We start from the raw sequence: 21,541 nt of genomic DNA, 5'->3' as shown, positions 1-21,541 counted from the left end.
TAAAGGGCGGGTCTAGCTCTAGCGCCTCCTTTTCACATAAGGACCATCGCTTCTTCTGCAAGAAATACTCTAAACGAAACACTTTTAGCTTAGGGGATAACCCGGATCCATAAGTACAAAAAAGAGGCTACTCACTAGTTGTGTAAATTAGTGAAAAGCCTCTTTTCCTATCAGAATGTTAGCGTTTTTCTAACATTTAATCTAAAACCTTGGACATTATAGTGTTCCTAAGACGATGTTACATCATAATGCCCCTTTGGTGATAGTGTGTAATATCTTACATGTGGTAAGCGAAAAGCGCCGTACAACGAGGGGGCTTTAATCCTATACGTAACATCTTAAACTGCGTTTAACCGAATTTTATTGTATTGCGTTACCCTTTTTATGAATTAATTAGTGTTGTAAATTTCGTCTCAAACTGCGTGAAATGTATTATATCTTTAACTTCTAGTCCCAAGCTTTTAGCCACATTTTCTATTCTTACAGAAAATAGTCGATTAATGTCAGGAGCTATAGTTGATGCCACACTAGACATTACAATCGATAGAAAGACTGCCTGTACTAACCTACCTTTATCAATATTTTCTTCTTTTATTGAATAGAAATCTGATTTAGTATTAATTATTTCCAAGAAACATTCATATAAATGATGGTGTTCCTTTGAGATGTTTAAAATAAATTCTTTAATACTATCTTCTGATTCATATTTAATTGTATATATTTTCTCAAAGTCATTCTTCATGTAACCGATCCCCTGTCTTACTTCATCAAAAAAACTATTAGATACATCATAATCTCTTTTCTCACGATACCAAAGATATGCGACATAACCAAGCTGATTTTTTGGCAACAATTCAATTGCTCTATCAAAGTCTGAAGTTTTTTTATATTCAATATAGGATTTGAAAAAATTAATGATATCTTCATTAGATATCCCATCATAATCTTGATCAATTATTTTTTTATGGTCAACTTCAACGTATGAAGCGCTATCAAATAAAGGAAATTGTTCAGAAGTAGCGATAATTGATCTCTTGCTATTTGATTGAATTATCTCGCCTATTCTATCCATATCCCTTCTATAAATATGTAACGAATCAGTAAAGTGGCGTTGCACCCCTAAACCGCATCCTATTTTCTCTGATATATAAATCTGTAGTAGATAGAATACATAAACATTATAAGGTACACCAAGAAACAAATCATTTGACCTATTTATAATAGTTATATCCAGCTTTTCATTTCTGACTTTTAACATAATAGAAATGTTACATGGTAAATCATTTGAATCAGCAAGCAAGTCCTCGACTGACCACATCGTTAGTACGATTCTTCGAGATTCAGGTTTATTTCTTAATCCTTCAATTGCTTTTTCTAATTGATCTACATCAAACTTATATCGCAATCTATGTCCATAAGCACCGTTTAACGTTTCACCATCATCAGAATATTTATCATAACCTTTTATAAAAAATTGCAAGGGTTTTACTTGATTAGAACCCGTAATTAACCAGGAGAATTCAGCTAAAGCGAAAAAAGGATTTATTGCTCTTTTATTTAGATATGGAAATCTAAATTTATCACTTTTTATCTCAAAATAAACCGGACCAAGATCTTTCACTTCTCCAACTCTTGATTCCTTATAAGAATTTAAACTATGAAAACCATACTTCAACATTTCATAATAAATAACAGAGAAATTATCACCTTTAAATACATTCATTAAGCTTACACCTCGCAAATATGTATTTATTTTCCATTTTATATGAAATAAGTTCCTTAATATATGTTGGTTTTGCTAGAAATTTTTATTACATGTCTGCCAGTTGTTAATTAATTCATCCATTTTTCATTTATTGATAAAAACATTTTTCGATTTCCCCTATAAAATTTTCAAGTAATCTTAAATAAGTTAAATTAATTTCTTCAATTCGATCACTGTGGGAAGTTTTTTCACGTAAATTTATAAGCTCCTGACTTGATGCTAGACATTTTTCTAATAAATGGTTAACTAATTTCCCTTTAAAACAATAGTGTATAGATTCATTTACGTATGAATCATTCATTATTTCATATATATGGTGCAATGAATTATTTTCAATTACAGTACTTTCTTCTTTCTTTTCTTTAAGCAATGCAATAAGTTTGTTTGGTTCGTTTTGCATAAACGTTAAGATATGACGCTCTTGTAATAAGTCTATCTCTTGCCTTTTTAATGTACTTTGATTTTCTTTTACATAAGCACGAAACGCAAAAATATTTAATTTAACTTTAGATAGGTTCGTGATTTCATCATAAATTTCTTTGGCAATTAACCTAATTTCTTCTATATTTATTCGAAGGAATCTTGATACTTCCAGCGCCCTAAAATACGTAGTAATATATAACTCTGTACCTTCTAGACTAAATTGCAATACCATAAATGAAGGAATTGGGTTATCACCACTTTCTATTATATCACCCTGATTTATCAATGACATAAGCGCCCTATTAGAATGGCTCTTGCGTTTTAATTCCTCTATTATGTATCTAACACCCTTTTCTGTGATATATTCTCCATGATTAATATGCAAGTGCTCTGGCTGTTTAGGATTTTGCCAATCTTCAGCTTCTGTAGCTACATCCAATAGTTGTGGCTTGTTAATTAGATTAATATCGAATTGTACTTTAAGACTAAAATTGAGGTAGTAACCATCTGAATGATTCTGGTTTACTGTTTCTTTTGCAAATGAAATTACGTCTTCGAAATTTTCTACCTGTATAAATTCATGTTCATCCATTATAAACCTCCTCAATATAATTTATAATTTGGTTATGTATAACCATCGGATCATTATTTCCTTTGACTTTAATTAAGTTCCCACTATATTTTGAGAATATCTCTTCATAATTATTTTTCACTTTCACAAGCTTTTCTTTGTTTTCATAAACATCTTGGACCGAACGTTGACTGATTCTTTCTAAAGATACTTCAATTGGGTTATCTATATAAATTACTATGTCCGGATTTGGGAATTTATTGTTTAAATTAGTAACTAATTCTAAATCTTCTTCATCATCACAATGATAAGCAAATGAAGAGAAAAAATACCTTGTACTAATTACCTGGAAACCTTCTTCTACTTTTTTAAATACCCCATCTATTTGGTTATACAAATGGTCATGCCTATCTGCAGCAAATAAATACGCCATTTGTTGATCAAAATGTCTTTTGTTATTAGTGAAAAATATTCTTTGCTTCATCCCTTGCCTAATTATATTGCCAATAGGTCCTTCTGATGGCTCTGAAGTGACTATAGATTTTATTGAATTATTTAAAAAGTAATTCTTGAGTAAATTTGCTTGTGTAGAAGTTCCTGATCCATCAATACCTTCAAATACAATAAATAAACTTTTCATTATTCAACTCACCTTGTATAATATTTTGAGTCTAGTACTTTAAAACTTCCCAAAAGGCCGCCCGATTCATTATCTCTGGAATAAACGTACCTATTCGACTCTAACCCTTCTTGATTGATCTTATAATAATTTATCCCATTTGTATAACCCTGCATTTCAAATCCTGGTGTACTTACTCCAATCGTAAACATCTGTGATTTCCCGAGAATAAGATTTGAATTAGTATGCTGATGACCATGAAATATAGTTTCAAAGCCATAGTGATCTAATAGCGAAATTAATTGACTGGCATTTCTTATTGATGAAGTATCTCTTTGAAACTGGTTAACTAGATGATGGTGAGTAAATGCTATTCTCCTTACACCTTCATTAATGCTCATACTTTTGAGTTTCTCTCCTAGTTCTTCTATATTTACAAATCCAAATTGATGATCTAGATGGTATACAGAATTAATGCCTAGAAAAAGAGCGTTCTCCATCCTTTTAATAACATATGAAGGCCCATTGTTGTATGAAAAGTTACTGTCACCCCTAAGAGTATATGAAAATTTATCAAAAAGTTCAAAATTACTTCCCTCTACAATATCGTGGTTTCCAGGACATAAAAGGATATTCTTAGGATCTATTTTACCTTTAGATTTTTCAATTACTTCCTTAAAAAATAGTGTTGCTTCCTTATACCCTTGAGGTTTACCCTGAAATGTAATATCACCGCTAATAAGCAAATAAATGTTTTCATCATCAGTATTGTCTAAAAAATTCACTATTCCTTGTTTTAGCTCTCTTTCAGTTACAACCATATGTTCACTAGGAAAATGAATATCAGATATATGTAGAATATTTACCATAACCAATCCCTCCCTAAAAAAATTTGGTTAGATAAATTATACATTCTTCCATTATATGTTATCCACCTTTTTCCTAAACTAAAACTACCTTTGTTTAATCTATACTATTTAATTTCAAAATTCTATCATTACCATTTTATTATAGTCGTATTTGATAAAATATTGATAGTCTTTGCCTTTTCAATTGCCATATCTCTAGTAGTTAATAGGTGATTTAACATTCTTCTAACGCCCTGGAGTCTCTTCAATCTCACCTCATTTTATACCACGGACCCCTTTCTGCCCTCCCCTAAAGTCTTAAATTCACACTAACCAGCCATCATAATAGCGAAATTTTTAAGATTCAGTACATCACCTCCTCCTCATCTTGTTATAAATCGAATCCAAACGATTATGAAAGGTGGGCACTATCGAACAACAGTAACCATCTTTATGTGTTTTTGTAGAAATATTCATGGCGTTCCCCTTAATAGCCTCTCTTATATACAGACTCCCCGCCCTCATTATATAGATATTTATGGGTTAATAAGTAATTAGCAATATTTACTCTGTACGAATTTATAAGGAGACAACTAGAAATATATCCGAGTAAAAAAAAGAGGCTTCTCAGTAGCGTATTTAACTACTAAGAAGCCTCTCCTATTACTCAAATTATTATGAGAGTTATTTATGAAAAAGTCTCACAATGAGCTAGGGTAATGTGTAAGGAAAACCTTACATCATACCGCCCATACCACCCATGCCACCCATATCTGGCATACCGCCGCCAGCGTTATCTTCTTCAGGATGGTCAGCTACAACCGCTTCTGTAGTTAGGAACATTGCCGCTACAGATGCTGCGTTTTGTAGTGCGGAGCGTGTCACTTTTGTTGGGTCCACGATACCTGTGTCGACCATGTTTACCCACTCGCCAGTTGCTGCGTTGAAGCCAACGCCAACTTTTTCGCCTTTAAGACGCTCGATGATAACGGAGCCTTCAAGACCTGCGTTGTGAGCGATTTGGCGAACTGGTTCTTCTAGTGCACGAAGTAAGATCTTCGCACCTGTTTCTTCATCACCAGTAAGGTCAAGTGCAGCTACTTTGTTGTAGATGTTCACAAGTGCTGTACCACCACCGGCTACGATGCCTTCTTCTACCGCTGCGCGCGTTGAGTTTAAGGCGTCTTCGATGCGTAGTTTACGTTCTTTTAGTTCTGTTTCTGTAGCTGCACCAACTTTGATGACCGCTACACCGCCAGCTAGTTTCGCAAGGCGCTCTTGAAGTTTCTCTTTATCGAATTCAGAAGTTGTTTCTTCTAACTGAGAACGGATTTGGCTTACACGTCCTGAGATTTGTTCAGGGTTGCCAGCACCTTCAACGATTGTTGTGTTCTCTTTCGTAACAACAACTTTATTCGCACGACCTAATTGATCCATTGTTGTGTTCTTAAGATCTAGACCTAAGTCTTCAGTAATAACCTGTCCGCCTGTAATTGTCGCGATGTCTTCAAGCATGGCTTTACGACGATCACCGAATCCAGGTGCTTTAACAGATACAGCGTTGAATGTACCACGAAGTTTGTTCACAACAAGTGTTGCAAGTGCTTCGCCTTCAACGTCTTCAGAGATCATAAGAAGTGGACGGCTTTGCTGTACCACTTGCTCAAGGACAGGAAGAACTTCCTGAATGTTTGAGATCTTCTTATCTGTGATTAGGATGTAAGGATTCTCAAGAACCGCTTCCATCTTATCTTGGTCAGAGACCATGTAAGGAGATGCATATCCGCGGTCGAACTGCATACCTTCAACAACTTCCATCTCTGTGTTGAATCCTTTTGATTCTTCAATTGTGATAACGCCATCGTTACCCACGCGCTCCATCGCTTCAGCGATTAGCTGCCCTACTTCTTCATCAGCAGAAGAGATCGCTGCAACCTGTGCGATTGAATCTTTGCCTTCAATTGGTTTAGAAATTGATTTAAGTTCGTTAACAGCTACTTCTGTTGCTTTCTCGATACCACGACGAACGCCAACTGGGTTCGCACCAGAAGCTACGTTTTTAAGACCTTCACGGATCATCGCTTGTGCTAGAACCGTTGCCGTTGTTGTACCGTCACCAGCGATTTCGTTTGTCTTAGAAGCTACTTCAGATACGAGTTGCGCGCCCATATTCTCGAAGTGATCTTCTAATTCAATTTCTTTCGCGATTGTTACACCGTCATTAGTAATTAATGGAGAACCGAATTTCTTCTCAAGAACCACGTTACGTCCTTTTGGTCCAAGTGTTACTTTAACTGCATCAGCAAGGCGGTCTACACCGCGAAGCATGGAACGACGTGCGTCTTCACTAAACTTAATATCTTTAGCCATGATTAAATACCCTCCTAAAAGATTCTTGTAAACGTTTATGATTGTCCAACATTGATTGTATTAGTTAATGACTGCTAAAATGTCATTTTCACGTAAAATTAAGTATTCAGTACCTTCGTAACTCACTTCAGTACCTGCAAATTTTGAGAAGATGATGTGGTCGCCAGTGGCTACCTCTAGTGCAACCTTTTCACCATTATCCGCCAAACGACCAGAACCTACCGCAACAACTTTACCTTCTTGAGGCTTCTCCTTCGCAGAGTCAGGAAGAACAATACCGCTCGCGGTCTTTTCTTCTTGTTGTACTACCTCAATTACAATACGATCACCTAATGGCTTTAACAAATCAGACACCCTCCTCAAATGGTTTGAACCTATGCTTGTTTTGATTTTATTAGCACTCTCATTAGATGAGTGCTAACACAATTATTATAATAATGAATCTCTAACTATTTTGCAAGCGAAAACATTCATTTTCTTCATAAAAATTTCCTCGTGTCCCATTCCTACTCCCCCAACCCATTATGACTCATCTTTTGCGATTTAAACGTTTCTTTCCACTTCTTTAAATGTGTTACAATACGTAAGATAAAGGTATAAAATTCATAAAGGAGTCGTTGCCGAATGCCAAGGCGCTATTGGTATGTCATCTTAACATATATCCTTGTCCAGTTATCCGGGAAACCTGTCGGGGACTTCATCATTTCTCTCGACCTGGCCAATCCTCAAAACTGGCTGATCGGTTGGACGATCTTTTCCTTTGTAATCGGGCTTCTCATCATTACATTGATCCTAAAACCAGATATTAAAAATGATTTACGCCAGGATTATGAGATGGGAATTGGTTCTTATATTAAATGGGGACTCATCGGGATTCTGCTTGCTTTCTTTAGTCAATACCTGGCTACTGTGATTGAATCGCTTGTGTTTGGTGTAGATCCTATTTCAGAGAACACGCAAAACCTATCGGCGATCGCCAAAGCAGCACCGATCTTTATTCTCATTATTGCGATTGTGGCTCCGATTCTTGAAGAAATCATCTTCCGAAAGATTCTATTTGGCACATTACGTAAATATGCGAACTTCCTTATTTCAGCTCTTGTATCAGGCGGGATCTTCGGAATTGTACACGGTGAGCCAGAACACCTGCTGAAATATGCAGCCATGGGACTGGTCTTTGCCTTTCTTTATGAAAAGACACAGCGTATTATCGTGCCGATTATTACGCACGCTACCATGAACTCCCTCGTCATTATTGCGCAGATGACAGTAGACATGGAACAACTAGAGCAAAACGTGCAAACAATCCTGTTTGGAGGTTAATCCTATTATGAAAACTTCGCCATTCTTTATGGCATTCCTCTATTTTATTATGGGGATTTTGTTTACGTATATCGCCATACTTAGTGTAGAAGAGACAATTTGGAACTTAATTACGCTCATTTGCTCTTTCGTTGCGACAGTAAATTTCGCCGTCGCAATTCGACTTTTTATGCTCTATTTAAAGATGAATAAAAGCAACAAAAAATAAGCGGTCTCCCCATGCGGGGAAGCCGCTTATTTTAATGGAGCCATGTTCATCTCACCCATCATTTGCTACTATAGGTAAAAGGAATATTTTGTTAATAGGTGGTGGTTTCATCAATACTTTATTACAAGGCATCCTCAGTATGTTTCTTTTAGCAACTGGCTTCTGTATGGGGTTCATTGCGTTTGCTTACAAGACATTAATCATGTCAGACATCCCCATATCCTTTACAGTCTCTGAAGCTCTTTTCGCTCATGTATTGTTCTTAATCGCAACAGCCCTTATATGCATTTCTCTCTCCACCTTACCCAGCAACGCAGGAAGGGGAATGATAACAGGTTCACTCATCCTAACCATTCCGTTAAATCTTCTCCTTTTACCAACAAACCTACCAGGAGACAAAGTAGGCGTCGCTCTTTTACAACTAGCCCCTGTCCTACATGCTTGTTTCCTTTCAGCAGCAGGCATTTATCTGTTTATCGCCAATTGGAGAAAATCGATCGCCTCACAAAAAGAAAGGGCCATCCAGTGATGGCCCTTTCTTAATCCAATCAGGATTCGCCTTCCTCTTCAGAAGAACTGTCTGCTCCTTTCATAATAAAGGAGAATGGGATAGCTAACGCAATCACGACAGCTGATACTAGAAAGGCTTCATTCAGCGTCTGTAGCGTGGCTTCTGTCATATTAGCTTCACCCGCTGCAATGACCGCACGTCTTGTTTCGTAGTAGATCGAGAAGAATACGATACCGAAAGAAGACGTCATCTGTCTTAGTACGTTGTTCATCGCGGACCCCTGTGCGACAAGCTCATCTGGTATAGCATTCATACCAGCCGTTGTGGCCGGCATATTGCTGAGTCCCATACCGGCTCCGCGAACCGCGTTTAATAGAAGAATGAGCCAGTAAGGCGTCGACAGCTCCAGGAATCCGAGCGCTGTTGTAGCCGAAGCCATTACGAATAACCCAATCGGAATAACCGATTTCGGTCCTCTCTTATCAAGGATCCGTCCACCAATGGACATGGATACACCGCTTAGCGCTGCAGCCGGGAGAAAGAGAAGTCCGGTCATAATCTCACTTAAGCCGTATACGTTCTGAATGAGAAGCGGCAATAAGAAGATTCCTGAGAATAGCCCAATCGAAGCCGCTCCTGTCACGACAACAGACACGGCATAGGTCGGAACTTTAAAGACAGATAAGTTGAGCAGCGGTTGTTTCTTTCGGTTCTCCACCAGAACAAACGCCACAACAGAAAGAATCCCAACAACGATCAGGCTTATGTTACTAGCCGTTAGTAACGTCTCTAATTCCTTCCCTCTTCCAAGTGCAAAGAGAATTCCTCCGACACCAATCGTCACCAAAATAAAGCCAATGGTGTCGAATTTAAGAGAAGGATTTTTTTCCGTTTCGACTAAATATTTAGAAGATAAAATAATACCAATCAGTCCAAAAGGAATATTAAATAAGAATAAAAAAGGCCAATCAAAAAACTGAATAATGACGCCACCTACCGTTGGACCTATGGCAGGTGCAACCATCGCAGCAACCCCATATACACCAACAGCCAGTCCTCGCTCGTGCTTTGGAAAGGCATTAAAGATCAGCGCCATGGCAATAGGCATCATTAAACCACCGGCAACCCCTTGTACAGCCCGTGATAGAATAACGAGGCTCAGGGTAGGCGATAAAGACCCCGATACAGAACCGATTAAGAAGATCACAAGACCTGTTACATACACTTTCTTCTTTCCGAAACGGTCCCCAAGAAAACCGGTTAACGGCATCGTCATCCCCATGGCTACCATAAAGATCGTGAGCATCCACCCTACACTTACAGCATCAGCATCGAATATCTCCATAAAGCGCGGAAGCGTCGGATTCAGCATGCTGTTGTTTAAAATGACTGTAAATGTTCCAAATAAGACGGATACAACGACGAGCCATTTACTTGATAATTTGCTCATGCTGCGTCCCTTCTTTCATTTCAGATTCTTTCGATGTTCGAACTATTTTCTACTATATCACATATCCCGATCCTCAAAACCAATTCGACCTTATTGAAAGCAGACTACAATTAAATAGGAAAACAAGCACAAAAAAAGAGGCTTATTCAGCCCCTTTTGGTTCCTCTTCTGATGCCTCTTCATGATCGAGAGGATAATGTTTTAGAAAGTATGCTAGTGCCTGCAACTCTACAGCCAGATCTATGTGGTGGACACGTATTCCCTCTGGAACGGATATACGCGCTGGTGTGAAGTTTAAGACACCAATGATCCCCGCCTCAACAAGGCGATCAGCAATTCTTTGGGCTTCGTTGGCCGGAACAGTTAAGATCGCAACAGAGATCCCATCTGAGAGGTGCTCTTCTAGTTGATCAATATGGTAGACCGGTACACCACCTATATCGTTCCCGACTTTCTCTTCCTGCGCATCAAAAGCCATCTCAATCTTTGTATTGTTGTTCTTAGTGAAATTATAATGTAAAAAGGCGGTCCCTAAATTCCCAACACCAATTAAGGCGACTCGTGTCACCTCGTCTTGGTCCAGGGTCTTACGGAAGAATGTAAGTAAGTAGTTCACATTATAGCCGTATCCTTTCTTCCCTAATGCCCCGAAGTACGAAAAGTCACGGCGAATAGTAGCCGAATCAACCTTAACGGCTTCACTCAACTCTTTAGATGATACTCTTTGTTTACCTTGACTGTGAAGGTTATTAATAAAGCGATAATATAAGGGCAGTCGCTTAGCTGTCGCTTGTGGTATTTTTGCCTGGTCTAGCTCCATCTCTTATCCCCCTCATTTCATACCGTAACAAGTGTAGCTATTCCATATAGGCCACACCGTTAACGCTTCCATTTTCTATAACCACTACTGCAGGATCATGTGGAATCATCCTTGTTATAAAAATCTCGCGTATTTTATTTCTTGTTTCTCTGATGGATTGTCCTTATTAATTGTAAAGAAATGTTTCTAATTTCACAAACATCCCGACCACAACCAATAACCCTTATCCCCTCAACGTACGAACCTTGCTTCACACGCGTTCCGTAAGATACACTTAACTCATTGAGGTGAACGATCATGATTCTTATGCAAATGAATAATATTACAAAACGCTTCGGCGCTGATCTTATTCTATCGAATATTAAATTAGAAGTACACACCAATGACAGAATTGCCATTGTTGGCCGTAATGGAGCAGGAAAATCGACCTTGCTCAAAATTATGGCAGGAGAGCTTTCATATGAAGAAGGTGAGCTCCATAAACCGAAAGAAGCAACACTGGGGTATTTAGAGCAGCACACCGGACTCGAATCCGACAAAAGCATATGGGATGAAATGATCGCCGTGTTCGATCATCTGAAAGCCATGGAGAAACAGCTCCGCCAAATGGAAGAACAAATGGCGAATCCAGATTTGATCAATGATCATGAACAATACCAGAAGCTTTTAAAAGACTATGACGAACTCCAGCTCCGATTTAAAACGGACGGAGGCTACCGATATGAGGCTGACGTAAAAGCTGTCCTGAATGGGCTGAACTTTGGAGATTTCGATTTATCCACACCAATCGCAACGCTTAGTGGTGGTCAGAAGACAAGGCTTGCGTTAGGTAAACTCTTACTATCAAAACCTGATATCCTCGTGCTGGACGAGCCAACGAACCACTTAGACATCGATACGTTGAATTGGTTAGAGCAGTATTTGCAGGGCTATCCAGGTGCCGTTGTCATCGTCTCCCACGACCGCTACTTCCTTGATAAAGTGGTCAATGTCGTGTATGAGATCTCCTATCAATCTTCTGAGAAATTCCACGGCAACTACAGCAAGTACCTTGATGCGAAAGCTGCCAATTATGAACGCGATCTGAAACAGTTTGAGAAACAACAAACGGAAATGAAACGGATGGAAGATTTCATCCAAAAAAATATGGCCCGAGCTTCCACAAGCAAACGAGCCCAAAGCAAACAGAAACAACTCGAGAAGATGGAAAAGGTGGATAAGCCTAAAGGCGATCAAAAGTCAGCTAAGTTCTCCTTCGACATCAACAGAAGAAGCGGTAATGATGTATTGAAAGTCCGTGACCTTTCTTTCCAATACGAGGAAAGTCAAAAGCCTGTCTTTGAACATGTATCCTTTGACGTAAACCGGACAGAGCGTCTTGCCCTTGTCGGACCAAACGGTGTTGGTAAAACAACGCTTCTAAAGAACATTATTGAGAAGTTCTCCCCTACAGGTGGTACGATTCAATACGGAACGAACTTGCAGATTGGCTATTATGACCAGGAACAGGCGCAGCTCAATTCTACCAAGACTGTCCTTCATGAACTATGGGATGAATACCCGTTAATGGATGAGAAGGATATCCGTACCGTGCTTGGAAACTTCCTCTTCACAGGAGACGACGTTTTAAAGACCGTTAACTCATTAAGTGGCGGAGAAAAAGCGAGAATCGCACTGGCGAAGTTGATGCTTGAGAAATCAAACTTCCTTGTATTGGATGAGCCAACGAACCACTTAGATTTAGATAGTAAAGAAGTGCTTGAAGCGGCTCTAATGGATTACCCAGGAACGATTCTATTTGTCTCCCACGACCGTTACTTTATTAACCGTATCGCTACACAAGTGTTAGAGCTAAACGGAACAGATACAAAGCTTTACCTTGGAGACTACGATTACTATTTAGATAAAAAGCAAGAAGCCAGGGACATCGCTGAATATGAAGCACAGCAAAACCCTACACAAGAGAAAGAAGCTAAAGACTCTAAGAATCAATTCCAACAGAATAAGGCTGAACAGCGAGAAGCCAGAAAGCGCAAACGCCGAATTGAGGAAATTGAACAAGAAATCGTAGAATTAGAAGAAGTGATTGAACAAAATGATGCCTTACTCTGCGAACCAGAGATCTATCAGGATCATGAGAAATCACTCGAACTAACTGAATCCAATTCGAACTCAAAATCAAAGATTGAATCGTTAATGGAAGAATGGGAACAACTCCATGATGAAGAATAACTAAGAGAGGATATCCACAGGATATCCTCTCTTTTTGGAGCGCTTTCATACCATTTGTCGAATCACGCGACTATCCCCATTTATATCCACAGCCTTTTTCCTTACAAATACAGTTTTTCACAGATTTATACACATAATCCACAGAATTACAACGAGTTATCCACAGTTGTTATGCACATACCAATATTTACTATGACAGCGTTCTACAAATTTTATGCACAGCTTGTTTTTAACCTGTGGAAAACGTTTACTTATGCACATTTATTTAAACTTTCAGACCTTTTCTCCACAACAAAAGCGAAACCGATACTTGGTTTCGCTTTTACCTTGTGTATTACTTTGTAATAGAACGTTTCGCATATCGCTCTAACGATAAAGATGGATTGCCGTTTAAATCCCATCCGGCGCGGTGACCTTGATTAAAAGCAACCGTTCCGGCAGCGGCGATCATAGCTGCATTATCGGTACATAAGTGAAGAGGCGGAATTAACAATTCCAGTTCTTCCTCCTCGCCAAACTTCTCTTCAAGGCGAGCACGCAGTCCTTTATTGGCAGCAACTCCGCCAGCCACAATAACTTGCTTCACACCATATTGCTTAGCTGCTTTATAGGCTTTTGTGGATAACACATCAACGACGCTTTCCTGAAAGCTTGCAGCAATATCTTCTTGCTTTAGTTCTATTCCCTTTTGTTTCGCATTGTGCAACGTGTTAATAACCGATGACTTGAGTCCACTGAAGCTAAAGTCAAAAGAATCGTTCTCAAGCCAAGCACGTGGGAAGTCGATCGTCACTTCTCCCTCGTGTGCGAGTCGGTCAATATGAGGTCCTCCTGGATAAGGTAGCTTTAGCGTTCGGGCTACTTTATCATAGGCCTCCCCTGCAGCATCATCCCGTGTTTCTCCAATGACTTCAAACGACCCATGTTCTTTCATTAGAATAAGTTCAGTATGTCCGCCTGAAACAACTAAAGAAAGGAGCGGAAACTGAAACTCTTTCATAAGACGATTCGCATAGATATGACCTGCGATATGCTGAACCCCAACAAGAGGCTTTTGATACGCAAAGGCTAACGCCTTAGCTGCGTTTACACCCACTAATAAAGCACCGACTAAGCCAGGTCCTTCTGTAACGGCAATCGCGTCGATGTCTTCCATACGCATATCGGCTTTCTCCAGAGCCTCTTCTAATACAAGGGTCACTTGTTCTACGTGGTGACGAGATGCAATTTCAGGCACAACACCACCAAAGCGCTTATGACTCTCAATTTGGGAAGCAACGACATTAGCAATCAGCTCAGTCCCATTCTTCACAATCGCCACAGCTGTCTCATCACAGCTTGTCTCAATTCCTAAAATGTATTGATCCATTATAATTTCACCCACATAACTACAGCATCCTCTTGATTATCTGTATAATAATTTTTCCGAATCCCTCCAGGGACAAGACCAAACTTACGGTACAATCGTTGAGCCACGATATTCGAAACTCTTACCTCGAGAGAAAGCTGCATGGCTCCAACTAAACGCGCCTTTTCCATGACAACCTGAAACAAGGATTCCCCTAACTTTTTCCCTCTGTATTCAGGCAAGATCGCAATATTCGTAATATGAGCTTCATCTATAATAACCCACAAGCCACAATAGCCAACGAGTTCGCCATCGAATTCTAGCACGAAATACGTAGCGTATGGATTATCCTGAAGCTCATGCTCAAACGCATCACGAGTCCAAGGAGTGGCAAAGCACGCTTTCTCTAATTCAAGAACCGTATCGATATCTTCTTCAGTCATTTGACGAACAATCACTTTAGTCACTTGGCTGATGCCCCTTTTGGCTCTCAAGCCATTTGGACTCAGCTTCTGCTAAACGAAGATAATTTGGGGTTAAGGCATGAATAGGCGTCGTCTCCTTCTTCAGAGCGATATGAGCCAACATTCCTGCACTTGGTAAATGAACAGGCAAGGAAGAGAAAACAGCCTGTTCTCCTAATACTTCTCGAATCTTCTCTTGATGGATCGAAAGCTGTGAACTAATAAATAAAATAGGTTCCCCTGACGCACGAAGCTCTTCCAGCCAATCTGTGAGAAGAATGTTGACTTCATCTTTCACAGGAGCCATTTCCTCGAACCCCTCAGCTTGATACAGCCCCGTATAAACTTGTCCCCTTCTAGCATCAAAGAAAGGACACACAAGACCATTAAATAAGATTCCATTGTAAGCTAAGACCTCTAGGCTAGAGACAGCTACAATCGGAATAGATAACGACCAGGCTAACGTTTTAGCTGTTGTAAGTCCAATACGAACTCCCGTGAAGGATCCTGGCCCATGCCCCACGGCAATCAGATTCAGATCTTGCGGGGTCATCTTACAGTCCACTAACATTTGGTTGATAGCTGGCATGAGCTGCACTGAATGATTTTTCTTTATATCTGTTGTGTACTCGGCTATAAGCTGTTCATCTTGCATGACGGCGATCGTCATGGGTTGATTCGATGTATCGATAGCTAACACATTCATTTGACTAACTCCTTACATATTCGTTCATATCGTTCTCCACGAGGCTTTAAATGGATAGAGCGTTCGTCTTCATTGTTATAAAAGAGTTCTATATCTAACCTATTGTCAGGTAGATAGTCTTCAATAAACTGAGCCCACTCTACAACACAAACGCCTCCTCCATCGAAATATTCATCAAAACCGATGTCTTCATCACTATCCTCTAGTCTGTATACATCTAAGTGATAAAGAGGCATCCGGCCTTCGTATTCTTTAACAATCGTAAAGGTTGGACTACTAATCGTACGAGTCACCCCAAGACCAGTACCAAGTCCTTTTGTGAAAGTGGTCTTTCCGGCACCAAGGTCTCCTTCAAGCGTGAGAAGGTCATTTGGTTCCAAAAGGGCACCCAGGCGTTCAGCAACCTTTTTTGTTTCTTCAGCTGAGTGTGTATCGATCGTATAGCTTTCACTCATACGAAACACCTTCTTCCTATTCCAGTCTAGCGAATCGAATTGTATCTAACCACCATCATAGCAAAAACAAAGGCAAAAAGAAAAAAACGTAATTACCGTAAGAGATTACGAGGCGGTAGCACTTTAGTTACGTTAAAAAAGTGCATTAGAAAAGCCTTAGGAGGTTTTCCTAAGGCTTGGATAAACAATCATATGTAATCAAAAATAAAATGGCGGTCCGGACGGGACTCGAACCCGCGACCTCCTGCGTGACAGGCAGGCATTCTAACCAACTGAACTACCGGACCAATTTTTGATTAATCAAAAAAGCAACAAATATAAATTGGTTGCGGGGACAGGATTTGAACCTGCGACCTTCGGGTTATGAGCCCGACGAGCTACCAGACTGCTCCACCCCGCGACGATAAATAATATAAACAAAGCATGGCGGCGTCCTACTCTTGCGGGGGTGAAACCCCGACTACCATCGGCGCTGAAGAGCTTAACTTCTGTGTTCGGCATGGGAACAGGTGTGACCTCTTCGCCAAAACCGCCATACTATTGTTTTGTTGAAGGAGTACCTTCAAAACTAGATAAGAATTATGACATCGTGCCTTTTACGTTTTTACGTCTAGCTCCAGCTCCCAGACCCTAGCGTATAAGTCATCTTTTCTACAAAGGCTAAAGCCTTTTTCGAAAATCTGTCTTATCCGTACGGGTCTAGGCGGTCGCTTGCGCTTTTGTTAGTTAAGTCCTCGATTTATTAGTATCGGTCAGCTGCACGTGTCACCACGCTTCCACCTCCGACCTATCAACCTTGTCGTCTACAAGGAATCTTACTCACTCGAAGTGATGGGAAATCTCATCTCGAAGTGGGCTTCATGCTTAGATGCTTTCAGCACTTATCCCTTCCGCACGTAGCTACCCAGCTATGCTCCTGGCGGAACAACTGGTGCACCAGCGGTGCGTCCATCCCGGTCCTCTCGTACTAAGGACAGCTCTTCTCAAATTTCCAACGCCCACGACGGATAGGGACCGAACTGTCTCACGACGTTCTGAACCCAGCTCGCGTACCGCTTTAATGGGCGAACAGCCCAACCCTTGGGACCGACTACAGCCCCAGGATGCGATGAGCCGACATCGAGGTGCCAAACCTCCCCGTCGATGTGGACTCTTGGGGGAGATAAGCCTGTTATCCCCGGGGTAGCTTTTATCCGTTGAGCGACGGCCCTTCCATACGGCACCGCCGGATCACTAAGCCCGACTTTCGTCCCTGCTCGACTTGTAGGTCTCGCAGTCAAGCTCCCTTGTGCCTTTGCACTCTGCGAATGATTTCCAACCATTCTGAGGGAACCTTTGGGCGCCTCCGTTACTCTTTGGGAGGCGACCGCCCCAGTCAAACTGCCCACCTGACACTGTCTCCGGACCGGATCACGGTCCTGGGTTAGAATGTCAATACAGCCAGGGTGGTATCCCACGGATGCCTCCACCGAAGCTAGCGCTCCGGCATCGACGGCTCCCACCTATCCTGTACAAGCTGTACCAACATTCAATATCAGGCTACAGTAAAGCTCCACGGGGTCTTTCCGTCCTGTCGCGGGTAATGCGCATCTTCACGCATAGTATAATTTCACCGGGTCTCTTGTTGAGACAGTGCCCAATTCGTTGCACCTTTCGTGCGGGTCGGAACTTACCCGACAAGGAATTTCGCTACCTTAGGACCGTTATAGTTACGGCCGCCGTTTACTGGGGCTTCGGTTCAAAGCTTCGCTAATGCTAACTCATCCCCTTAACCTTCCAGCACCGGGCAGGTGTCAGCCCCTATACTTCACCTTTCGGTTTCGCAGAGACCTGTGTTTTTGCTAAACAGTCGATTGGGCCTTTTCACTGCGGCTCCTCCTATGAAGGAGCACCCCTTCTCCCGAAGTTACGGGGTCATTTTGCCGAGTTCCTTAACAAGAGTTCTCCCGATCACCTTAGGATACTCTCCTCGTCTACCTGTGTCGGTTTGCGGTACGGGCACCTCTTTCCTCACTAGAGGCTTTTCTTGGCAGTGTGAAATCAGGAACTTCGGTACTATAGTTCCCTCCCCATCACAGCTTGTGATTGATGCACGGATTTGCCTATGCATCTCACTCACTGCTTGGCCGCTCACATCCAGTGGAGCGGATTCCCTATCCTACTGCGTCCCCCCGTTGTTCAAACGGAAAGGAGGTGGTACAGGAATATCAACCTGTTATCCATCGCCTACGCCTTTCGGCCTCGGCTTAGGTCCCGACTAACCCTGAGCGGACGAGCCTTCCTCAGGAAACCTTAGACTTACGGTGGAAGAGATTCTCACTCTTCTTTCGCTACTCATACCGGCATTCTCACTTCTAAGCGCTCCACCAGTCCTTACGGTCTGACTTCACAGCACTTAGAACGCTCTCCTACCATTGTTCGTAAGAACAATCCACAGCTTCGGTGTTATGTTTAGCCCCGGTACATTTTCGGCGCAGAGTCACTCGACCAGTGAGCTATTACGCACTCTTTAAATGATGGCTGCTTCTAAGCCAACATCCTGGTTGTCTGAGCAACTCCACATCCTTTTCCACTTAACATAAACTTAGGGACCTTAGCTGGTGGTCTGGGCTGTTCCCCTCTCGACTACGGACCTTATCACTCGCAGTCTGACTCCCAAGGATGAGTCGTTGGCATTCGGAGTTTGACTGAATTCGGTAACCCGATGAGGGCCCCTAGTCCAATCAGTGCTCTACCTCCAAGACTCTTACCTTGAGGCTAGCCCTAAAGCTATTTCGGAGAGAACCAGCTATCTCCGTGTTCGATTGGCATTTCACCGCTACCCACACCTCATCCCCGCACTTTTCAACGTGCGTGGGTTCGGGCCTCCAGCCAGTGTTACCTGGCCTTCACCCTGGACATGGGTAGATCACACGGTTTCGGGTCTACGACCACATACTATTTCGCCCTATTCAGACTCGCTTTCGCTGCGGCTCCGATTTTTCATCTTAACCTTGCATGGGATCGTAACTCGCCGGTCCATTCTACAAAAGGTACGCTGTCACCCATTAACGGGCTCCAACTACTTGTAGGCACACGGTTTCAGGTTCTATTTCACTCCCCTCCCGGGGTGCTTTTCACCTTTCCCTCACGGTACTGGTTCACTATCGGTCACTAGGGAGTATTTAGCCTTGGGAGATGGTCCTCCCGGATTCCGACGGAATTCCTCGTGTTCCGCCGTACTCAGGATCCGCTCCGGAGGAAACAAGATTTTGACTACAGGGCCGTTACCTTCTTCGGCTGACCGTTCCAGATCATTCATCTATCTTGTTTCTTGGTAACTCCAATGGAGCGTCCTACAACCCCAGAGAGCAAGCTCTCTGGTTTGGGCTGTTTCCGTTTCGCTCGCCGCTACTCAGGAAATCGCGTTTGCTTTCTCTTCCTTCGGGTACTGAGATGTTTCAGTTCCCCGAGTCTACCTTCCTTAACCTATGAATTCAGTTAAGGATCCTACCCCATTACGGGTAGTGGGTTTCCCCATTCGGAAATCTCCGGATCATAGCCTACTTACGGCTCCCCGAAGCATATCGGTGTTAGTCCCGTCCTTCATCGGCTCCTAGTGCCAAGGCATCCACCGTGCGCCCTTATTCACTTAACTATCTAAAATCAATGTGAAAAGACGCATCATAATGATGCTTACGTTAAATCTAACGTTGGTTTGATGTCTAATTCTTATCTAGTTTTCAAGGTACTGTTTGAAAGCATTTGAGCTTCCAAAACCGAACGAAACGAACATGGTCAATGGTTTAATGGCACAATGTGTGCCTGCTAGCAAGTCCCGAAGGACTCGCTAGTTCCGTAATATCCTTAGAAAGGAGGTGATCCAGCCGCACCTTCCGATACGGCTACCTTGTTACGACTTCACCCCAATCATTGGCCCCACCTTCGGCGGCTGGCTCCAAAAAGGTTACCTCACCGACTTCGGGTGTTGCCAACTCTCGTGGTGTGACGGGCGGTGTGTACAAGGCCCGGGAACGTATTCACCGCAGTATGCTGACCTGCGATTACTAGCGATTCCGGCTTCATACAGGCGAGTTGCAGCCTGCAATCCGAACTGAGAATGGTTTTTTGAGATTTGCTTGACCTCGCGGTCTCGCGGCCCTCTGTACCATCCATTGTAGCACGTGTGTAGCCCAGGTCATAAGGGGCATGATGATTTGACGTCATCCCCGCCTTCCTCCGGTTTGTCACCGGCAGTCACCTTAGAGTGCCCAACTGAATGCTGGCAACTAAGATTAGGGGTTGCGCTCGTTGCGGGACTTAACCCAACATCTCACGACACGAGCTGACGACAACCATGCACCACCTGTCATTGCGTCCCCGAAGGGAACTCCCTATCTCTAGGGATAGCGCAAGATGTCAAGACCTGGTAAGGTTCTTCGCGTTGCTTCGAATTAAACCACATGCTCCACCGCTTGTGCGGGCCCCCGTCAATTCTTTTGAGTTTCAGCCTTGCGGCCGTACTCCCCAGGCGGAGTGCTTAATGCGTTAACTTCAGCACTAAGGGGCGGAAACCCCCTAACACCTAGCACTCAACGTTTACGGCGTGGACTACCAGGGTATCTAATCCTGTTTGCTACCCACGCTTTCGCGCCTCAGCGTCAGTTACAGACCAGAGAGTCGCCTTCGCCACTGGTGTTCCTCCACATCTCTACGCATTTCACCGCTACACGTGGAATTCCACTCTCCTCTTCTGTACTCAAGTTCCCCAGTTTCCAATGGCCCTCCACAGTTGAGCTGTGGGCTTTCACATCAGACTTAAGGAACCGCCTGCGCGCGCTTTACGCCCAATAATTCCGGACAACGCTTGCCACCTACGTATTACCGCGGCTGCTGGCACGTAGTTAGCCGTGGCTTTCTGGTTGGGTACCGTCAAGGTACCAGCATTTCCTCTGGCACTTGTTCTTCCCCAACAACAGAACTTTACGATCCGAAGACCTTCATCGTTCACGCGGCGTTGCTCCGTCAGACTTTCGTCCATTGCGGAAGATTCCCTACTGCTGCCTCCCGTAGGAGTCTGGGCCGTGTCTCAGTCCCAGTGTGGCCGATCACCCTCTCAGGTCGGCTACGCATCGTTGCCTTGGTAAGCCGTTACCTTACCAACTAGCTAATGCGCCGCGGGCCCATCCATGAGTGACGGCCGAAACCGCCTTTTACCAGTGAACCATGCAGTTCACTGGGTTATTCGGTATTAGCTCCGGTTTCCCGGAGTTATCCCGATCTCATGGGTAGGTTGCCCACGTGTTACTCACCCGTCCGCCGCTCGATCCACAACAATCACCCCGAAGGGATCATGTTGATTCACGCGCTCGACTTGCATGTATTAGGCACGCCGCCAGCGTTCGTCCTGAGCCAAGATCAAACTCTCCATAAAATGTGAGTCTGCCTA

The 21,541-nt window shown here is 42.5% G+C and carries 16 protein-coding genes, 2 tRNA genes and 3 rRNA genes; 4 read left to right on the top strand and 17 right to left on the bottom strand.

All coding sequences use genetic code 11. The features are described from left to right. Positions 1 to 382: 382 nt before the first annotated feature. From QNI29_RS01685 to groES, 6 genes are all read right to left on the bottom strand, one after another. Positions 383 to 1,723, bottom strand: a complete 1,341-nt coding sequence (locus QNI29_RS01685) for a thymidylate synthase (RefSeq protein WP_231419749.1) — start codon at positions 1,721 to 1,723, stop codon at positions 383 to 385. A 130-nt stretch (positions 1,724 to 1,853) separates the two neighbouring features. Continuing rightward, a complete protein-coding gene (locus QNI29_RS01680) occupies positions 1,854 to 2,780 on the bottom strand; it encodes a thymidylate synthase family protein (RefSeq protein WP_231419748.1) in 927 nt (308 codons plus the stop codon). Beyond that, on the bottom strand, positions 2,773 to 3,399 hold the full coding sequence (tmk, locus tag QNI29_RS01675; protein ID WP_231419747.1) for a dTMP kinase: 627 nt from the start codon (positions 3,397 to 3,399) through the stop codon (positions 2,773 to 2,775). The genes QNI29_RS01680 and tmk overlap by 8 nt, the downstream gene beginning before the upstream one ends. An 8-nt stretch (positions 3,400 to 3,407) precedes the next feature. Beyond that, on the bottom strand, positions 3,408 to 4,247 hold the full coding sequence (locus QNI29_RS01670; protein WP_231419746.1) for a metallophosphoesterase family protein: 840 nt from the start codon (positions 4,245 to 4,247) through the stop codon (positions 3,408 to 3,410). Between the two features lie 714 nt (positions 4,248 to 4,961). Further along, positions 4,962 to 6,596 (bottom strand): chaperonin GroEL, encoded by a 1,635-nt coding sequence (gene groL, locus QNI29_RS01665; RefSeq protein ID WP_231419745.1) that lies wholly within the window; start codon positions 6,594 to 6,596, stop codon positions 4,962 to 4,964. 60 nt (positions 6,597 to 6,656) lie between these two features. Continuing rightward, a complete protein-coding gene (groES, locus tag QNI29_RS01660; protein ID WP_231419744.1) occupies positions 6,657 to 6,941 on the bottom strand; it encodes a co-chaperone GroES in 285 nt (94 codons plus the stop codon). A 279-nt stretch (positions 6,942 to 7,220) separates the two neighbouring features. Here groES and QNI29_RS01655 point away from each other — a divergent pair, with 279 nt between their 5' ends. Genes QNI29_RS01655 through QNI29_RS01645 form a run of 3 tightly spaced genes read left to right on the top strand, consistent with a single transcriptional unit; the run spans position 7,221 to position 8,656 of the window. Beyond that, complete coding sequence (locus QNI29_RS01655) at positions 7,221 to 7,919, top strand: CPBP family intramembrane glutamic endopeptidase (protein ID WP_231419743.1); 699 nt, start codon at positions 7,221 to 7,223, stop codon at positions 7,917 to 7,919. A 7-nt stretch (positions 7,920 to 7,926) separates the two neighbouring features. Next, complete coding sequence (locus QNI29_RS01650) at positions 7,927 to 8,127, top strand: YdiK family protein (protein WP_231419742.1); 201 nt, start codon at positions 7,927 to 7,929, stop codon at positions 8,125 to 8,127. 34 nt (positions 8,128 to 8,161) lie between these two features. Beyond that, positions 8,162 to 8,656 carry a hypothetical protein gene (locus QNI29_RS01645; RefSeq protein ID WP_231419741.1) on the top strand — a complete coding sequence of 165 codons (495 nt, stop codon included), beginning with the start codon at positions 8,162 to 8,164 and terminating at the stop codon, positions 8,654 to 8,656. 19 nt (positions 8,657 to 8,675) lie between these two features. Here QNI29_RS01645 and QNI29_RS01640 read toward each other — a convergent pair whose 3' ends face one another. After that, positions 8,676 to 10,088, bottom strand: a complete 1,413-nt coding sequence (locus QNI29_RS01640; protein WP_231419740.1) for an MDR family MFS transporter — start codon at positions 10,086 to 10,088, stop codon at positions 8,676 to 8,678. A gap of 142 nt (positions 10,089 to 10,230) precedes the next feature. Next, positions 10,231 to 10,908 (bottom strand): redox-sensing transcriptional repressor Rex, encoded by a 678-nt coding sequence (locus tag QNI29_RS01635; RefSeq protein ID WP_231419739.1) that lies wholly within the window; start codon positions 10,906 to 10,908, stop codon positions 10,231 to 10,233. Between the two features lie 297 nt (positions 10,909 to 11,205). Here QNI29_RS01635 and QNI29_RS01630 point away from each other — a divergent pair, with 297 nt between their 5' ends. Continuing rightward, on the top strand, positions 11,206 to 13,140 hold the full coding sequence (locus tag QNI29_RS01630) for an ABC-F family ATP-binding cassette domain-containing protein (protein WP_231419738.1): 1,935 nt from the start codon (positions 11,206 to 11,208) through the stop codon (positions 13,138 to 13,140). A gap of 334 nt (positions 13,141 to 13,474) precedes the next feature. On the opposite strand, the gene tsaD is transcribed toward QNI29_RS01630, so the two are convergent. From tsaD to QNI29_RS01585, 9 genes are all read right to left on the bottom strand, one after another. Further along, on the bottom strand, positions 13,475 to 14,509 hold the full coding sequence (gene tsaD / locus QNI29_RS01625; RefSeq protein WP_231419737.1) for a tRNA (adenosine(37)-N6)-threonylcarbamoyltransferase complex transferase subunit TsaD: 1,035 nt from the start codon (positions 14,507 to 14,509) through the stop codon (positions 13,475 to 13,477). Continuing rightward, positions 14,509 to 14,955, bottom strand: a complete 447-nt coding sequence (rimI, locus tag QNI29_RS01620) for a ribosomal protein S18-alanine N-acetyltransferase (RefSeq protein WP_284526725.1) — start codon at positions 14,953 to 14,955, stop codon at positions 14,509 to 14,511. Before rimI ends, tsaD begins: the two co-directional genes overlap by 1 nt. Next, the gene (tsaB, locus tag QNI29_RS01615) at positions 14,948 to 15,658 is read right to left on the bottom strand and encodes a tRNA (adenosine(37)-N6)-threonylcarbamoyltransferase complex dimerization subunit type 1 TsaB (RefSeq protein ID WP_231419736.1); all 711 of its coding nucleotides are present in this window, start codon (positions 15,656 to 15,658) and stop codon (positions 14,948 to 14,950) included. The genes rimI and tsaB overlap by 8 nt, the downstream gene beginning before the upstream one ends. Then, entirely contained in the window at positions 15,655 to 16,113 is a 459-nt protein-coding gene (gene tsaE, locus QNI29_RS01610; RefSeq protein WP_231419735.1) for a tRNA (adenosine(37)-N6)-threonylcarbamoyltransferase complex ATPase subunit type 1 TsaE, read from the bottom strand. Before tsaE ends, tsaB begins: the two co-directional genes overlap by 4 nt. Positions 16,114 to 16,323: 210 nt before the next feature. Next, positions 16,324 to 16,400 (bottom strand) — tRNA-Asp (locus QNI29_RS01605). A 36-nt stretch (positions 16,401 to 16,436) separates the two neighbouring features. After that, a tRNA-Met gene (locus tag QNI29_RS01600) sits at positions 16,437 to 16,513 on the bottom strand. A gap of 21 nt (positions 16,514 to 16,534) precedes the next feature. Beyond that, positions 16,535 to 16,650, bottom strand: a 5S ribosomal RNA gene (rrf, locus tag QNI29_RS01595). Positions 16,651 to 16,835: 185 nt separating this feature from the next. Further along, positions 16,836 to 19,750, bottom strand: a 23S ribosomal RNA gene (locus QNI29_RS01590). A 213-nt stretch (positions 19,751 to 19,963) separates the two neighbouring features. Then, a 16S ribosomal RNA gene (locus QNI29_RS01585) occupies positions 19,964 to 21,526 on the bottom strand. The 16S, 23S and 5S rRNA genes sit together here with 2 tRNA genes alongside, the layout of an rRNA operon. Positions 21,527 to 21,541 lie beyond the last annotated feature (15 nt).

This window comes from Pontibacillus chungwhensis, assembly GCF_030166655.1.
GTDB lineage: Bacteria > Bacillota > Bacilli > Bacillales > BH030062 > Pontibacillus.
This window is presented reverse-complemented; position numbering and strand designations above follow the sequence as displayed.

What these genes read in the sequence shown, in the direction of transcription:
- QNI29_RS01680 (WP_231419748.1), bottom strand. Translation starts at nt 2,780, where the DNA reads ATGGATGAACATGAATTTATACAGGTAGAAAATTTCGAAGACGTAATT.
- tsaB (WP_231419736.1), bottom strand. Translation starts at nt 15,658, where the DNA reads ATGAATGTGTTAGCTATCGATACATCGAATCAACCCATGACGATCGCC.
- tmk (WP_231419747.1), bottom strand. Translation starts at nt 3,399, where the DNA reads ATGAAAAGTTTATTTATTGTATTTGAAGGTATTGATGGATCAGGAACT.
- QNI29_RS01655 (WP_231419743.1), top strand. Translation starts at nt 7,221, where the DNA reads ATGCCAAGGCGCTATTGGTATGTCATCTTAACATATATCCTTGTCCAG.
- QNI29_RS01670 (WP_231419746.1), bottom strand. Translation starts at nt 4,247, where the DNA reads ATGGTAAATATTCTACATATATCTGATATTCATTTTCCTAGTGAACAT.
- QNI29_RS01635 (WP_231419739.1), bottom strand. Translation starts at nt 10,908, where the DNA reads ATGGAGCTAGACCAGGCAAAAATACCACAAGCGACAGCTAAGCGACTG.
- QNI29_RS01630 (WP_231419738.1), top strand. Translation starts at nt 11,206, where the DNA reads ATGATTCTTATGCAAATGAATAATATTACAAAACGCTTCGGCGCTGAT.
- QNI29_RS01650 (WP_231419742.1), top strand. Translation starts at nt 7,927, where the DNA reads ATGAAAACTTCGCCATTCTTTATGGCATTCCTCTATTTTATTATGGGG.
- tsaE (WP_231419735.1), bottom strand. Translation starts at nt 16,113, where the DNA reads ATGAGTGAAAGCTATACGATCGATACACACTCAGCTGAAGAAACAAAA.
- groL (WP_231419745.1), bottom strand. Translation starts at nt 6,596, where the DNA reads ATGGCTAAAGATATTAAGTTTAGTGAAGACGCACGTCGTTCCATGCTT.
- QNI29_RS01685 (WP_231419749.1), bottom strand. Translation starts at nt 1,723, where the DNA reads ATGAATGTATTTAAAGGTGATAATTTCTCTGTTATTTATTATGAAATG.
- QNI29_RS01640 (WP_231419740.1), bottom strand. Translation starts at nt 10,088, where the DNA reads ATGAGCAAATTATCAAGTAAATGGCTCGTCGTTGTATCCGTCTTATTT.
- tsaD (WP_231419737.1), bottom strand. Translation starts at nt 14,509, where the DNA reads ATGGATCAATACATTTTAGGAATTGAGACAAGCTGTGATGAGACAGCT.
- QNI29_RS01645 (WP_231419741.1), top strand. Translation starts at nt 8,162, where the DNA reads ATGGAGCCATGTTCATCTCACCCATCATTTGCTACTATAGGTAAAAGG.